This is a genomic window from Curtobacterium sp. MCLR17_032, from assembly GCF_003234795.2.
GTDB lineage: Bacteria > Actinomycetota > Actinomycetes > Actinomycetales > Microbacteriaceae > Curtobacterium.
In genome coordinates this window covers 2,012,863-2,027,192 of sequence record NZ_CP126268.1, presented here as the reverse complement: position 1 = coordinate 2,027,192, position 14,330 = coordinate 2,012,863, and the positions used below count along the sequence as shown (strand labels likewise).

Genomic DNA, 14,330 nt, shown 5'->3' with positions numbered 1-14,330 from the left:
GGTCCCGCCGCCGACCGGTCGGCGTTGCCGGCGCACCGCAACCCGCCGGAGGTCGACCGCGTCGCCGCCGCGAAGGCCGCCGTCGCCGCACGGCGTGCCCGCGCCGCGGTGAAGTCCGCGGTCGCCGCCGGGGACCGGTCGCCGCTCGAGGTCGCCCGCTCCGCGTGGTCCGAGGACGAGTCCGTCGTCGCGACCACCTCGGCGGAACGCTCGCTGCGGGTCCGCGACCTGCTGACGAGCCTGCCCGGAGTCGGACCCGCCCGGGCCGAAGCCGTCATGGGGGCCCTCCGCATCGCGCCGTCGAAGCGCCTCGGGGGACTCGGCAGCCGCCAGCGGACCGAGCTCGCCGACTGGCTCGCCCAGCGCGGCCGGAAGCGTGCCTCGTCGAAGCTGGTCGTCCTGGCCGGGCCCACCGCGGTCGGCAAGGGGACGGTCAGTGCGCACATCCGGGAGCAGTACCCCGAGGTGAACCTCAGCGTGTCCGCGACGACCCGGAAGCCCCGTCCGGGCGAGGTCGACGGCGTGCACTACTACTTCGTCGACGACGCCGAGTTCGACCGGATGATCCGCGACCGCGAACTGCTCGAGTACGCGACCGTGCACAACTCGTACCGGTACGGCACCCCGCGGCCGCCGATCGACCGCGCGCTCGACGCCGGCGAGAAGGTCATGCTCGAGATCGACCTGCAGGGAGCCCGCCAGGTGCGGGACGCCATGCCCGAGGCGGTCCTGGTGTTCCTGCTGCCGCCGACGTGGGACGAACTCGTCCGTCGGCTCATCGGCCGCGGCACCGAATCGCCGGAGGAACAGGCGCGCCGGCTCGAGACCGCCAAGGTGGAGCTCGCGGCCCAGGACGAGTTCGACGTGCGGATCGTGAACTCCGATGTCAGCACGGCGGCACGCGAGGTCGTAGACTTGTTCTCTGCGCCCTGACGGGTGCACCGACGACGAGGAGCAATCCCATGGCCAACCCCCAGGGCATCATCGACCCGCCCATCGACGACCTGCTCAGCAAGGTCGAGTCGAAGTACGCGCTCGTGATCTTCGCCTCGAAGCGTGCTCGCCAGATCAACGACTACTACGCCGACCTGCACGAAGGCTCGCTCTTCGACAACGTCGGCCCGCTCGTCGACTCGACGATCGACGACAAGCCGCTCTCGGTCGCGCTCCACGAGATCAACGAGGACAAGCTGACCGTCACCAAGCAGCAGCAGCCCTCCGCCTGATCCCGGTGAGTGCGCTCCGTCTGTTCACGTCGGAATCGGTGACCGAAGGCCACCCCGACAAGATCTGCGACCAGATCTCGGACGCGATCCTGGACGCCCTGCTCACGGTCGACCCGCACGCGCGGGTCGCCGTCGAGACGATGGTGACGACCGGGCTCGTGCACGTCGCGGGAGAGGTCACGACCTCCGGCTACGTCGAGATCCCGCAGCTGGTCCGCGACGTCATCACCGGCATCGGGTACAACTCCTCCGACGTGAGCTTCGACGGTCGTACCTGCGGCGTCGAGATCTCGATCGGCGCGCAGTCCCCGGACATCGCCCAGGGTGTCGACGAGTCCCTCGACACCCGGTCGGGTGCCGGCATGGACCCGCTCGACCGCCAGGGTGCCGGCGACCAGGGCATCATGTTCGGCTTCGCGACGAACGAGACGCCGGAGTACATGCCGGTCGCCATCTGGCTCGCCCACCGTCTGGCCGAGAAGCTCGCCGCGGTGCGCAAGTCCGGCGAACTGACCTACCTGCGTCCGGACGGCAAGACCCAGGTCACGGTCGGGTACGACGGCGTCACGCCGAAGACCGTCGAGACCGTGGTCCTGTCGACCCAGCACGCGCCGAGCGTCTCGCTCGAGCAGCTGACCGCCGACATCACCGAGCACGTCATCCGTCCGGTCCTCGACCTGGTGGACCTCGACTCCGCGCACGTCGACGTGATCGTGAACCCGACCGGCCGCTTCGAGATCGGCGGGCCCCAGGGCGATGCCGGGCTCACCGGCCGCAAGGTCATCGTCGACACCTACGGCGGGGCATCCCGTCACGGTGGCGGCGCGTTCAGCGGCAAGGACCCGTCGAAGGTCGACCGTTCGGCGGCGTACGCGCTCCGCTGGGTCGCGAAGAACGCCGTCGCGGCCGGTCTCGCCGACCGCCTCGAGGTCCAGGTCGCCTACGCCATCGGCCGCGCCAAGCCGGTCGGTCTGTACGTCGAGTCCTTCGGTACCGGGCACGTGGACGACGCCACGATCGAGGCCGCCATCACGCAGGTGTTCGACCTGCGTCCGGCCGCGATCATCCGCGACCTCGACCTGCTGACCCCGAAGTACGCGCAGACCGCGACCTACGGGCACTTCGGTCGGGAACTGCCGGGCTTCACCTGGGAGCAGCTCGACCGCGTCGAGGAGCTCCGCACCGCGGCAGGACTCGTCTCCGCCACCGTCTGAGGCCCTCGTGGCCACCGTCGCGCGCGTCGTCCTCGACTCGCCGCTCCCGCAGCTCGACCGTCTGTTCGACTACCGGGTGCCGGCCGAGATCGAGGACGACTGCGTGCCGGGGGTCCGGGTCCGGGTACCGCTGCGCTCCGGCGCTCGGATGACCGATGCCTACGTGGTCGAGGTCGTGTCCGACGACGCACTCTCCCCGGAGCACGACTTCCCGGGGGAGCTCAGCGCGATCGAGGATCTCGTCAGCCCGGTGCCGGTGCTCGCGCCGGAGGTCTGGCAGCTCGCCCGAGCCGTGGCGGACCGCGCCGCGGGCGTCGCCAGTGACGTGCTGCGGCTCGCCGTACCGACCCGCCAGGTCCGGCCGGAGAAGGCCTGGCTCGCGCGCGACACCGCATCCGTGCCGCCCAGCGTGACGGCCGGGGCGGTCGAGGGCTACGGCGACGCGGTCATCGAGTCCGTGATCGACGCCGGAGGCCGTGCCGCCGTCAGCGCGATCCCGCACCCGGTCCTGCTCAGTGCCCCGACGCCGGCCGCCGAAGGCTCCGAAGCTGCCGAGGCCACCGCCACGCCCGACCCCACCTGGGTCCCGGGCTGGGCAGCGACCCTCGCACAGGCCGCCGCACACACCCTGGCGGGGGAGCGCTCCGCCGTCATCGCCGTCCCCGACTTCCGTGACGTCGCCGACCTCGAGCGCGCCCTGCTCGTCCTGGTGCCCGCCGAGCGCGTGGTGCGCTTCGACGCCAAGCAGACGAACGGGCAGCGGGCCCGGGCACTCCTCACGGCACGCACGCACCCGGTCGTCGCGATCGGCAGCCGGGCAGCCGTGTACGCGCCGGCGTCGGACCTCGGCCTCATCGCGCTCTGGGACGACGGCGACCCGTCGTTCGCTGAGCAGCGCGCACCGTACGTGCACACCCGCGACGTCGCCCTGGTGCGGACCGCCCAGTCGGGGGCGGCGCTGCTGATGGTGTCGCACGCCCGCAGCACCGACGTCCAGCGCCTCGTCGAACTCGGCTGGCTGCACGAGGTCGGTCCGCACCGGGCCCGGGTGCCGAAGGTGGTCCCGACCGCACACCAGACGAACGCCGACGGCTACGCCGCGCAGGCCCGTATCCCGAGCAGTGCCTGGCGCGCGGCGCGCGAGGCCAGCCACGACGGCCCCGTGCTCGTGCAGGTGTCCAACCCGGGCTTCGGCACGGGCCTGGTCTGCACCCAGTGCGGCGAACGAGCGCACTGCCGGGTGTGCGGTGGTCCGCTCGGCAGCCCGCACGCCGGGTCGACCCCGCAGTGCCGGTTCTGCGGGGCGCTGGCTGCCGGGTACCGCTGCCCGACGTGCGGCAACGGCAAGCTCAAGCCCGTGGGTCAGGGTGCCCAGCGCACCGCCGACGAACTCGGCCGGGCGTTCCCGAACACCCGGATCGTGGTGGCGGACGGGTCACGTCCGATCGACGCGGTCCCCGCTCGCCCCGCGGTCGTCGTCGCCACGCGCGGCGCCGAGCCGGACGTGGCCGGCGGGTACGCCTGCGTGCTGCTCCTGGACGGCGAGCGGATGCTGGCGCGTGAGGGGCTCCGCGTGCAGGAGGACGTCCTCCGGATCTGGGCGAACGCCGCGGCGAAGGGCGCTCCGGGAGCGCCGGTGTACCTCGTCGGCATCGGTGGGAAGCTCGCGAACGCGATGGCCCTCTGGCGGCTCGACGTCCCCGCGCACGAGGAACTCACCGACCGCCGAGAGCTGTTCTTCCCGCCGGCGGTGCGGGTCGCGACCCTGACCGGCACGGACGAGGCGGTGACCGGCGCCATCGAGGCCCTCGGTGACGCGCCGGTCGGTCCGGTCCTCGGCCCGGTGCCCGTCGACGACCCGACGCCGGGGACGGTGCGGGCGATCGTGCGGTTCCCGTACGGGCACGGCACCGAGGTGGCGGCGACCCTCAAGGCCGAGGTGATCCGCCGGTCGTCCACCCGGCGGGTCGTCAAGGGCGGGACGAAGCGACGAGCGGCCCCGGCGCTCCGGGTCCGGATGGACGACGCCGAACCGTTCTCCGAGGTCTGAGCCCACCCGCGGCCCCGGAAATGACGGGAGGCCCGTGGCGATCCCGCCACGGGCCTCCCGTCATGTGCCGCGTCGCGTCAGCGGGCGGTGCGCTCCGCGCCGACCGGCGCGCGACGCCCGCGCGAGAGCACGACGCCGAGGGCGACCATGCCGATCGCGAGGACGAGGTGCAGCCAGTTGTCGGCCGAGTTCAGCGGCACGAAGTTCGCGGCGCTGTCGCTGTTCGCGGTGAACAGGCCGTAGATCCAGAGCACGAAGTAGACGACGCCACCGATGACCAGGTAGAGCCGCGCACCACTGGCGCGACGAGCAGCCAGCACGCCGACGATGCCGAAGAGCAGGTGGACGATGTTGTGCAGGACGGACACCTGGAAGATGCCGAGCAGCATGCCCATCGAACCGTTGCCGGCGCCGCCGAGGTCACCGGAGGTGAGGCCCGGGATGAAGCCGGCGATGCCGACGAGCAGGAAGACGATGCCGACGACGAGGGCGCCCTTCTGCACGGGGGTCTCGGCGAAGCTGGTGGGTGCTGGGGTGGAGAGTCGGTCTGTCATGTTCGTTCCTTTCCGGGGAATCTCCTGTGAACGTACCCGTGCGCCGACGGTGACGTTCGGCGGCGCGGTGGATCCTCGCACCGAGGACAGTTCCGTGCCGGGCACACTGCTTCTGCGGCTGTGCGCCGCGTGGGAGACTGGTCCGATGCGTCTCGTCGTCGCCGGCAGCCCCGCTGCCGCGGTCCCCACCCTCCGTGCTCTGGCGGCGTCCGACCACGAGATCGCGGCGGTGCTCACCCGCCCGCCGACGCCGCAGGGCCGGAAGCGCGTGCTCACGCCGACGCCGGTCGCGCAGGTCGCGGCGGAGCTGGGCCTGCCGGTGATCGAGGCCTCCCGCGTGGACGACGAGGTCACCACCCGGATCGCTGCGCTCGACGTCGACCTCGGCGTGATCGTCGCCTACGGCGCACTGCTCCGCCGCCCGGCCCTCGACGCGCCCCGCCTCGGCTGGGTCAACCTGCACTTCTCCGACCTCCCGGCCTACCGCGGGGCCGCCCCCGTGCAGCGTTCGGTGATGGCCGGCGACACCACCACCGCGGCCACGGTCTTCCAGCTGGTCGAGGCCGTGGACGCCGGCCCGGTCTACGCGTCCGAGCCCTTCACGATCGACCCGGAGGCCACCTCCGGCCAGGTCCTCGCCGCGATGGCGGAGACCGGCGCCGACGTGGTGGTCCGGGTCGTCGACGCCCTCGCCGCGGGCACGGCGACGGCGACCGAGCAGGTCGGATCGCCGACGACGGCCCCGAAACTGACGCTCGCGGACGGCCGCACCGACTTCGCCGCCCCGGCATCCGTGGTGCACGCCCGGCTCCGCGGCGTCACCCCGGAACCGGGCGCGTTCGCGCACCTCGGCGAGACCCGGGTGAAGCTGCTGCGGGCGCACCGGCTCGCGACGCACGACGGCGGCCCGGGAGGCTCGGGGGACACCGCCCCGCACCTCGCCCCCGGTGCGCTCCGGCTCGTGGAAGGTGCCCTGCTGGTCGGGACGGCGGACGAACCGCTCGTGCTGACCGAGGTGCAGCCGGCCGGCAAGAAGGCGATGGACGCCGCGGCCTGGGCCCGAGGGCTCGGACCGCTCGACGGGAAGGTGCTCGCATGAGCGCGGAACACGATCGCGGCCAGCGCGGCGGGAGCGGCGGTGGCCAGCGCGGCGGGAACGGCGGCGGCCAGCGCGGTGGCGGTGCCGGCCAGCGCGGCGCCGGCGTCGGGCGGACCGGCGGACGACCCGGGGGCCGGCCGCGAGAGCCCCGTCAGGTCAGTGCCCGGCGCGTGGCGTTCGACGTCCTGCGCGCCGTCCAGGTCGACGACGCCTACGCGAACCTGCTCCTGCCGACGCGCATCCGGCGTGCCGGGCTCAGCGCCCGCGACGCCGGCTTCGCAACCGAGCTGACCTACGGCACGATCCGGATGATCGGCCGCTACGACGTGGTCGTCGCCGTCGCGTCCGGGCGCCGGGCGGACCTCATCGAGGCCGACGTGCTCGACGTGATGCGCCTCGGCGTGCACCAGCTCCTCGGCATGCGGACGCCGACGCACGCCGCGGTCTCCGCCACGGTCGAGCTCGCCCGCGAGGTCGGCGTCGCCCGCGCCACCGGTTTCGTGAACGCCGTGATGCGGAAGGTCGCCGGCAAGACCCCGGAGGAGTGGGACCCCCTCGTGACGGCCGGCCTCGGCGGGGAGGCCCTCCTCGCGACGCGCTGGTCGCACCCGGTCTGGGTCGTCTCCGCGCTCCGGGACGCCCTGGCCGCGGAACGGTCCCGTGACGAACTCGTCGCGCTCCTCGCCGCCGACAACGAGGCACCGCGCGTCCAGCTCGCCGCGCTGCCCGGTGTCGCCACGGCGGAGGACGTCGAGCGGGCGACCACGCGCACGACGGTGGACGACGACGTGGCGGGGGACGAGCCTCCCGTCGGTCCGGCCGGCGACGACGCCGACGCGGCCGACCAGCCCGACCACGACCACGGCCACGTCAACGCTGCGGAGCCCGCTTCACCCGCGCCCGACCTGCCGGTCTCGCCCGTCGGCGTCCGCGGCGTCACCGGCGACCCGGCGCGTGTGCCCGGCGTCGCCGCCGGCCGCCTGCGCGTGCAGGACGAGGGCTCGCAGCTCGCCGCCCTCGCGCTGTCCCGCTCCTCCGAGGTCCGCGCCGGCGAGCGGTGGCTCGACCTCTGCGCCGGGCCCGGCGGCAAGGCCGCGCTCCTCGCCGCCGAGGCCGCGCAGGCCGGTGCCACCCTCACCGCCAACGAGCTCGTCCCGGCCCGGGTGGGACTGGTCCGGGAGGCCCTCCGCGACTTCCGCGACACCGTCACCGTGGTCGAAGGCGACGGCCGCCGCTACGGCCACGACGGCGCGGGCGTCACCTACGACCGCATCCTGCTCGACGCGCCCTGCACCGGACTCGGCGCGCTGCGTCGGCGTCCGGAGGCCCGCTGGCGCAAGCAACCGGAGGACGTCGCCGAACTCGCGCTCCTGCAGGAGGAACTGCTCGAGGCGGCGGTCCGGGTGCTCGCCCCGGGCGGCACGCTGGCGTACGTGACGTGCTCGCCGCACCTGGCCGAGACGCGCGGTCAGGTCGACGCCCTGATGCGCCGCCACGGCGACCTGCTCGAGCAGCTCGACACCGCCTCGGTGGTCCGCTCGGTGGCGGCCCGCGACCCGCAGGTGGCGGACGGCCGGACGGTGCAGCTCTGGCCGCACCGGATCGGCACCGATGCGATGTTCATCGCGCTGTTCCGTCGGACGGCCTGACCGCCGGGTCGTCCGACCACCGCCGGAGCACCGGACGACCGGCCGGTAGGCTCGTCGGGTGACGATCCGCATCTCGCCGAGCATCCTGTCCGCCGACTTCGCGAACCTCGAGCGCGAACTGCAGCGCATCGAGACCGCCGACATGGTGCACGTCGACGTGATGGACAACCACTTCGTGCCGAACCTGACGCTCGGCCTGCCGATCGTCCAGCGCCTGCAGCAGGTGTCGCCGGTGCCGCTCGACGTGCACCTGATGATCACCGACGCGGACACCGAGGCACCGAAGTACGCCGAGACCGGGGCGTCGAGCGTCACCTTCCACTTCGAGGCGGCGACCGACCCGGTGGCGACCGCCGCGGCGATCCGGTCGAACGGGGCCCGGGCCGCCGTCGCCGTGAAGCCCGGCACCCCGGTCACCCAGGTGCTGCACCACCTCGACGCCTACGACATGATCCTGCTCATGACCGTCGAGCCCGGGTTCGGCGGTCAGGCGTTCATGACCTCGGTGATGCCGAAGCTCGCCGACGCCCGGGCCGCGGTCGACGCGTCGGGCCTGGACGTCTGGCTCGAGGTCGACGGCGGCATCGCGGTCGACACCGTGCCCGAGGCGGTCCGGAGCGGCGCCGACACCCTGGTCGCCGGCTCCGCGGTCTACGGCGGCGAACCGGCTGCACGCATCACCGATCTCCGAGCGGCGGCGCAGCGCGCCCTCGCGGACCGGTAGCCTGAGGACGTGAAGACGTTCGACGACCTGTTCGCGGAGCTGACCGAGAAGGCGCGCACGCGCCCGGAGGGCTCCGGCACCGTCGCCGAACTGGATGCCGGCGTGCACCAGATCGGCAAGAAGATCGTGGAGGAAGCCGCCGAGGTCTGGATGGCGGCCGAGTACGAGGGCGACGAGCGCACCTCGGAGGAGATCTCGCAGCTCGTGTACCACCTGCAGGTCCTCATGATCGCGAAGGGCCTGACCCCGGCGGACGTCTGGCGACATCTGTAGGGAGCGCGTCACCCCGCGCACCGCAGACCCGTCACCGACATCACCTCCAGGAAGCAGACCTGATGCTCCGCATCGCCGTGCCCAACAAGGGCTCACTGTCCGAGACCGCCTCCGAGATGCTGCGGGAGGCCGGGTACGCCGGTCGCCGTGACCCGAAGGCGCTGCACCTCATCGACGAGCGCAACGGGGTGGAGTTCTTCTTCCTCCGCCCGCGCGACATCGCCACCTACGTCGGCTCCGGCGCACTCGACGTCGGCATCACCGGCCGAGACCTGCTGCTCGACTCCGGCTCCACCGCGCACGAGGTCGACGCGCTCGGCTTCGCGGACTCCACCTTCCGGTTCGCCGGCGCGCCGGGTCGGTACAGCACGCTGCAGGACCTCGAGGGCGTCCGCGTCGCGACGAGCTACCCCGGCCTGGTCGGGGAGTTCCTCGCCCAGCACGGCGTCACCGCCACCCTGGTCAAGCTCGACGGCGCGGTCGAGAGCGCCGTCCGGCTCGGGGTCGCCGACGCCGTCGCCGACGTCGTCTCCACCGGCAGCACGCTCCGCGCCGCCGGGCTCGAGATCTTCGGCCCGGTCATCCTCGAATCCACCGCGGTGCTCATCACCACCGACGAGACGATCGCCGGCATCGACGTGCTCCGCCGCCGGCTGCAGGGCGTCCTGGTCGCCCGCGGCTACGTCATGCTCGACTACGACATCCCGTCCGCCCTGCTCGAGCAGGCGACCGCGATCGCCTCGGGCATCGAGTCCCCGACGGTCTCGCCGCTGCACGACCGCGACTGGTCGGCCGTCCGCGTGATGATCCCGCGCGACGACGCCAACCTCATCATGGACGCGCTCTACGACCTCGGCGCCCGGGCGATCCTGGTCAGCCCGATCCACGCCGCACGCCTGTGACCGCCGCACCCGCTGGCGCCACCGCCCTGGGCGGCGTCTCGGTCCGCGTCATCCCGTGCCTCGACGTCTCGGGCGGTCGTGTCGTCAAGGGCGTCAACTTCCTCGACCTGCAGGACGCCGGAGACCCGGTCGAGCTCGCCGCGCGCTACTACGAGCAGGGCGCCGACGAGCTGACGTTCCTCGACGTCGGCGCCACGGTCGAGAACCGCGCCACGATGTGGGACACCGTCACCCGCACCGCCGAGCAGGTCTTCATCCCGCTCACGGTCGGCGGCGGGGTCCGCAGCGTCGACGACGTCGCCCGGCTGCAGCAGTGCGGCGCGGACAAGATCGGCGTCAACAGCGCCGCGATCGCCCGCCCCGAGCTGGTCTCCGAGATCGCCGACCGGTTCGGCGCACAGGCCGTCGTCCTGTCGCTCGACGTCAAGCGCTCCGACCGGATGCCGTCCGGCTTCGTGGTCACGACGCACGGCGGCCGCACCGAGACCGACATCGACGCCATCGCCTGGGCGCACGACGCCGTCGAGCGCGGTGCGGGGGAGCTCCTCGTCAACTCGATCGACGCCGACGGCACGAAGAACGGCTTCGACCTCGAGCTCGTCGCCGCGGTCCGTGCGGTGTCCTCGGTGCCGGTCATCGCCTCGGGAGGCGCGGGTCACGTCGACCACTTCGCCCCCGCCGTCGACGCCGGTGCGGACGCGGTCCTCGCCGCGAGCGTCTTCCACCGCGGCGAGATGACCGTGGGCGACGTCAAGGACGCGCTGCGCGCCACCGGCCACGTCGTCCGCTGACGCCGTCCCGACCAGCCGGGTCGGGCCTCCCGTCCGGCGTGCCCGTCCGCAGCAAGCGCGCCGGGCGGGGCCGTAGGCTGGTGCCCTCATGACCGACAGCACCAGCACCAGCACCGAAGCGGTCCTCGACCGCGCGCGCTTCGGTGCGGACGGACTGCTCCCCGCCATCGTGCAGGAGGAATCGTCGAAGGACGTCCTCATGCTCGGGTACATGGACCGGGAAGCCCTCCGCCGCACCCTGACCGAGGGCCGGGTGACCTTCTGGTCGCGGTCCCGGAGCGAGTACTGGCGCAAGGGCGACACGTCCGGCCACGCCCAGTACGTCCGCGCCGCCGCGCTGGACTGCGACGACGACACGCTGCTCGTCACGGTGCACCAGGTCGGTGCGGCGTGTCACACCGGGGCCCACCGGTGCTTCGACGTGGACCCGCTCGACCCGGTGACGGCGTCGGCGCCCGACACGGTGGGGACCTCCGCTCCCGGCGCGGCAACGGGCGGTGTCGCAGGATGAGCGACTCGCCCCGCACCACGCTCCGCGACGACTTCGACGGGCTCGTCCGCGAGGGCCACCGCGTGGTCCCCGTCGTCCGCGCGCTCTTCGCCGACAGCGAGACCCCGGTCGGCGTCTACCGGAAGCTCGCCGACGGTCGCGCCGGCTCGTTCCTCCTCGAGTCCGCCGGGCAGGGTGGCCTCTGGTCGCGCTGGTCCTTCGTCGGCGTCCGCAGCTTCGGTGTCCTCACCCAGGACGGCGACCGTGCCGCCTGGATCGACACCGGGATGTCCGCGGAGCGCGCCGTCGGGTCCCTCGACGGGCAACCGCTCGAGGTCCTGGCACGACTCCACGAGCGCTGGGCGACGCCCCGCGTGCCCGGTCTGCCGCCACTCGTCGGCGGCACCGTCGGCTTCATCGGGTGGGAGGCCGTGCGGCAGCTCGAACACCTGCCGGACGCACCTCCGGCCGACTTCGACGTGCCCGGGCAGGCGCTCTCCTTCGTGTCCGAGCTCGCCGCCCTCGACCACCGCACCGGCCTCGTGCTCCTGGTCGCGACGGCCCTGAACGACGGCACCGACGACGCCGACACCCTGTGGTCGGACGCGCAGGCCCGACTCGACCGCATGCAGGCCGACCTGGTGCAGCCGAGCATCGCGACCGTCGCCGAGGCGTTCGACATCGTCGAGCCGACCGCCCGCTCCCGGTCCACCCCGGAGGAGTACGCGGCGTCGATCGAGCGGTCGAAGCAGTTCATCCGCGACGGCGACGTGTTCCAGGTCGTCATCTCGCAGCGGTTCGACCACGACGTGACGGCCGACCCGCTGGACGTCTACCGGGTCCTCCGCACGCTGAACCCGAGCCCCTACATGTACTTCCTGTCCCTCGAGGGACGCGACGGCCAGCCGTTCTGGATCGTCGGCGCCTCGCCGGAGGCCCTGGTGAAGGTGCAGGACGGTCGGGCGATGACGCACCCGATCGCCGGCTCCCGGCCGCGCGGCGCCACCACGGAAGAGGACGTCCGACTCGGTGACGAGCTGCTGGCGGACCCGAAGGAACGCGCCGAGCACCTGATGCTCGTCGACCTGGCCCGCAACGACCTGCAGAAGGTGTGCGAGCCGGGCACCGTCGCCGTGACCGAGTTCATGACGGTCGAGCGGTTCAGCCACATCATGCACCTGGTGTCCAGCGTCGAGGGAGCGATCCGCCCGGGGATGTCGGCCATCGACGTGTTCCGCGCGACCTTCCCGGCCGGCACACTCTCCGGAGCGCCGAAGCCGCGTGCGCTGCAGATCATCGACGAACTCGAGCCCGCCAAGCGCGGGGCGTACGCGGGCGTGGTCGGCTACTTCGACTTCGCCGGGGACGCCGACGTCGCGATCGCGATCCGCACCGCCCTCATCCAGGACGGGGTCGCCCGCGTGCAGGCCGGCGCCGGACTGGTCGCGGACTCGGACCCGACGAGCGAACACGTCGAGTCCGTCAACAAGGCCGCCGCTCCGTTGCGTGCCGTGGCGACCGCCAACCGGATGACCGTGGTCACCCCGTGAAGCGTTCCCGCCCACTCGTCGTCGTCATCGGGCTGCTGGTCGCCGGACTCGTGATGCTCTCGTGGACACAGACCTGGTTCACCGTGCACCTCGACCACACCGCGGCCGTCGTCAAGACCGTCGACGCGGACGGCGCCACCGTCGTGCCGCAGTACACGGCCGTCGCGATCGCCAGCCTCGCGCTGTTCCTCGCCATGACCATCGCCGGGCGCGTGGTCCGGGTCGTGCTCGCGGTCGTGCAGGTCCTGCTCGGGGTGGCCGTCGTCGTCTCGGGTGTGACCGCCCTGTCCGACCCGGTCGCCGCCGCACGGAGCGCCATCGGCTCGGTGGCCGGCGTCAGTGACCTCGGCGCGGTCCGACGGGTCGTCACCGGCGTCGACGTCAGCCTCTGGCCGGTCGTCGGGATCATCGGCGGGGTCCTCGCCGCGCTCCTCGGTGTCGCGGTGCTGTTCCTGCAGCGGTCCTGGCCCGGTCCGAGCCGGAAGTACGGCGACGCCGCCACGCCCGGGGCCGCCACCGCCGCCGGTGTCGCCGGGGGTCCGGCGTCCGGCGCGGACGCCGTCCGACGACCCGTCGTCCGCGATGCGGTGGTCGACTGGGACGACCTCAGCGCCGGTGTCGACCCGACCGCGGGGGACGCCGCCGCCGGGCAGCCCGACACCCTGGACACGGTAGGATCGACGGAGCGCCGCCCGACCGGTGGCGCCAGCGACAACGAGGAGCACCGTGAGCAACACTGAGCCCGCAGAACTCGGCGAAGGCCACTCGCCGGCGGCCTGGACGGCCGTCGTCATCATGCTGATCGGCTTCGCCGCCGGAACGCTGTGCTTCTGGTTCGACCTCGCCTGGGGTGTGTGGGCGTCTGCCGCCGTCGTCGTGATCGGCCTGATCGTGGGCTTCGCGATGGGCAAGGCCGGCTACGGCGTCAACGGACCGAAGTACGTCACCAAGCACCACGGCGGCTGAGCGCATGTCGGCTGCAACCCCGAACGGAACGCCCGCGCCGACCCCGTCCGTACCCGGTACGAACCTGCTGCAGAGCCTGGTCGCCGGGGCGCTCGAAGACGCGGCCGCTCGTCGGCTCGACCGTCCGTACGCGGACGTCGAACGCGACCTCGACCGGGTGGCCTCGCCGCTCGACGCGCTCGAGTTCCTGGCACCCGGCGACCGGGTGAAGATCCTCGCAGAGGTCAAGCGGGCGAGCCCGTCCCGTGGCGCGATGGCCACCATCGCCGACCCGGCAGCCCTCGCCGCGGACTACGAGCGCGGCGGCGCCTCGGCGATCAGCGTCCTGACCGAGGGCCGCAAGTTCCTCGGCAGCCTGGCCGACCTCGAAGCCGTCAAGGCGCGCGTCGGGGTGCCGGTGCTCCGCAAGGACTTCATCGCCGACCCCTACCAGGTCGTCGAAGCGCGTGCGGCCGGGGCGGACATCGTGCTGCTGATCGTCGCGGCACTCGACCAGCCGACCCTCGTGCAGCTCCACGGCCTGGCCGAAGAGCTCGGCATGCGCGTCCTGGTCGAGGCGCACTCCGCTGACGAGGTCTCCCGTGGCCTCGACGCCGGTGCGCGCATCCTCGGCGTGAACGCCCGCGACCTCACCGACTTCTCGCTCGACCGTGACCTCTTCGGGTCCCTGGCCGACCGCATCCCCGACGGGGTCGTCCGCGTGGCCGAGTCCGCCGTGAAGACCCCTGCCGACGTCGCCCACTACCGGTCCGCCGGTGCCGACGTCGTCCTCGTCGGGGAAGCGCTGGTCACCGGCGCCGACCCCGCCGCCACGCTCGCGTCGTTCATCGACGGCTGACAAC

General features: G+C 73.1%; 16 protein-coding genes. 15 read left to right on the top strand and 1 reads right to left on the bottom strand.

Going from position 1 to position 14,330, the window contains the following annotated elements; all coding sequences use genetic code 11:
* The first annotated feature begins 24 nt into the window (after nt 1-24).
* The 4 genes from gmk to DEI97_RS09575 are packed head-to-tail and all read left to right on the top strand — an operon-like array spanning nt 25 to nt 4,490.
* Entirely contained in the window at nt 25-933 is a 909-nt protein-coding gene (gene gmk, locus DEI97_RS09590) for a guanylate kinase (RefSeq protein ID WP_111073713.1), read from the top strand.
* A gap of 29 nt (nt 934-962) precedes the next feature.
* Entirely contained in the window at nt 963-1,226 is a 264-nt protein-coding gene (rpoZ, locus tag DEI97_RS09585) for a DNA-directed RNA polymerase subunit omega (RefSeq protein WP_110902190.1), read from the top strand.
* A 5-nt stretch (nt 1,227-1,231) separates the two neighbouring features.
* A complete protein-coding gene (gene metK, locus DEI97_RS09580; RefSeq protein ID WP_111073574.1) occupies nt 1,232-2,440 on the top strand; it encodes a methionine adenosyltransferase in 1,209 nt (402 codons plus the stop codon).
* Between the two features lie 7 nt (nt 2,441-2,447).
* A complete protein-coding gene (locus tag DEI97_RS09575) occupies nt 2,448-4,490 on the top strand; it encodes a primosomal protein N' family DNA-binding protein (protein ID WP_111073573.1) in 2,043 nt (680 codons plus the stop codon).
* 77 nt (nt 4,491-4,567) lie between these two features.
* On the opposite strand, the gene DEI97_RS09570 is transcribed toward DEI97_RS09575, so the two are convergent.
* Entirely contained in the window at nt 4,568-5,044 is a 477-nt protein-coding gene (locus DEI97_RS09570; RefSeq protein WP_181439123.1) for a DUF4383 domain-containing protein, read from the bottom strand.
* Nucleotides 5,045-5,189: 145 nt separating this feature from the next.
* Here DEI97_RS09570 and DEI97_RS09565 point away from each other — a divergent pair, with 145 nt between their 5' ends.
* The 11 genes from DEI97_RS09565 to trpC all read left to right on the top strand — a co-directional run bounded on the left by DEI97_RS09565 (nt 5,190) and on the right by trpC (nt 14,326).
* Complete coding sequence (locus DEI97_RS09565) at nt 5,190-6,143, top strand: methionyl-tRNA formyltransferase (protein WP_111073572.1); 954 nt, start codon at nt 5,190-5,192, stop codon at nt 6,141-6,143.
* The gene (locus DEI97_RS09560; RefSeq protein WP_181439122.1) at nt 6,140-7,792 is read left to right on the top strand and encodes an RsmB/NOP family class I SAM-dependent RNA methyltransferase; all 1,653 of its coding nucleotides are present in this window, start codon (nt 6,140-6,142) and stop codon (nt 7,790-7,792) included. The genes DEI97_RS09565 and DEI97_RS09560 overlap by 4 nt, the downstream gene beginning before the upstream one ends.
* A 58-nt stretch (nt 7,793-7,850) precedes the next feature.
* A complete protein-coding gene (rpe, locus tag DEI97_RS09555) occupies nt 7,851-8,516 on the top strand; it encodes a ribulose-phosphate 3-epimerase (protein ID WP_111073570.1) in 666 nt (221 codons plus the stop codon).
* A 9-nt stretch (nt 8,517-8,525) separates the two neighbouring features.
* Nucleotides 8,526-8,789 (top strand): phosphoribosyl-ATP diphosphatase, encoded by a 264-nt coding sequence (locus DEI97_RS09550; RefSeq protein ID WP_111073569.1) that lies wholly within the window; start codon nt 8,526-8,528, stop codon nt 8,787-8,789.
* A gap of 62 nt (nt 8,790-8,851) precedes the next feature.
* Nucleotides 8,852-9,691 (top strand): ATP phosphoribosyltransferase, encoded by an 840-nt coding sequence (gene hisG / locus DEI97_RS09545; protein WP_111073568.1) that lies wholly within the window; start codon nt 8,852-8,854, stop codon nt 9,689-9,691.
* Nucleotides 9,688-10,482 (top strand): imidazole glycerol phosphate synthase subunit HisF, encoded by a 795-nt coding sequence (hisF, locus tag DEI97_RS09540; protein ID WP_258376620.1) that lies wholly within the window; start codon nt 9,688-9,690, stop codon nt 10,480-10,482. Before hisG ends, hisF begins: the two co-directional genes overlap by 4 nt.
* A gap of 88 nt (nt 10,483-10,570) precedes the next feature.
* Complete coding sequence (gene hisI / locus DEI97_RS09535; protein WP_111073567.1) at nt 10,571-10,993, top strand: phosphoribosyl-AMP cyclohydrolase; 423 nt, start codon at nt 10,571-10,573, stop codon at nt 10,991-10,993.
* The gene (locus DEI97_RS09530; protein ID WP_111073566.1) at nt 10,990-12,522 is read left to right on the top strand and encodes an anthranilate synthase component I; all 1,533 of its coding nucleotides are present in this window, start codon (nt 10,990-10,992) and stop codon (nt 12,520-12,522) included. The genes hisI and DEI97_RS09530 overlap by 4 nt, the downstream gene beginning before the upstream one ends.
* Nucleotides 12,519-13,262 carry a Trp biosynthesis-associated membrane protein gene (locus DEI97_RS09525; RefSeq protein ID WP_111073565.1) on the top strand — a complete coding sequence of 248 codons (744 nt, stop codon included), beginning with the start codon at nt 12,519-12,521 and terminating at the stop codon, nt 13,260-13,262. Before DEI97_RS09530 ends, DEI97_RS09525 begins: the two co-directional genes overlap by 4 nt.
* Nucleotides 13,249-13,488, top strand: a complete 240-nt coding sequence (locus DEI97_RS09520) for a DUF6704 family protein (protein WP_111073564.1) — start codon at nt 13,249-13,251, stop codon at nt 13,486-13,488. The genes DEI97_RS09525 and DEI97_RS09520 overlap by 14 nt, the downstream gene beginning before the upstream one ends.
* Before the next feature lie 64 nt (nt 13,489-13,552).
* Nucleotides 13,553-14,326 (top strand): indole-3-glycerol phosphate synthase TrpC, encoded by a 774-nt coding sequence (trpC, locus tag DEI97_RS09515; protein ID WP_111073710.1) that lies wholly within the window; start codon nt 13,553-13,555, stop codon nt 14,324-14,326.
* Nucleotides 14,327-14,330: the final 4 nt, after the last annotated feature.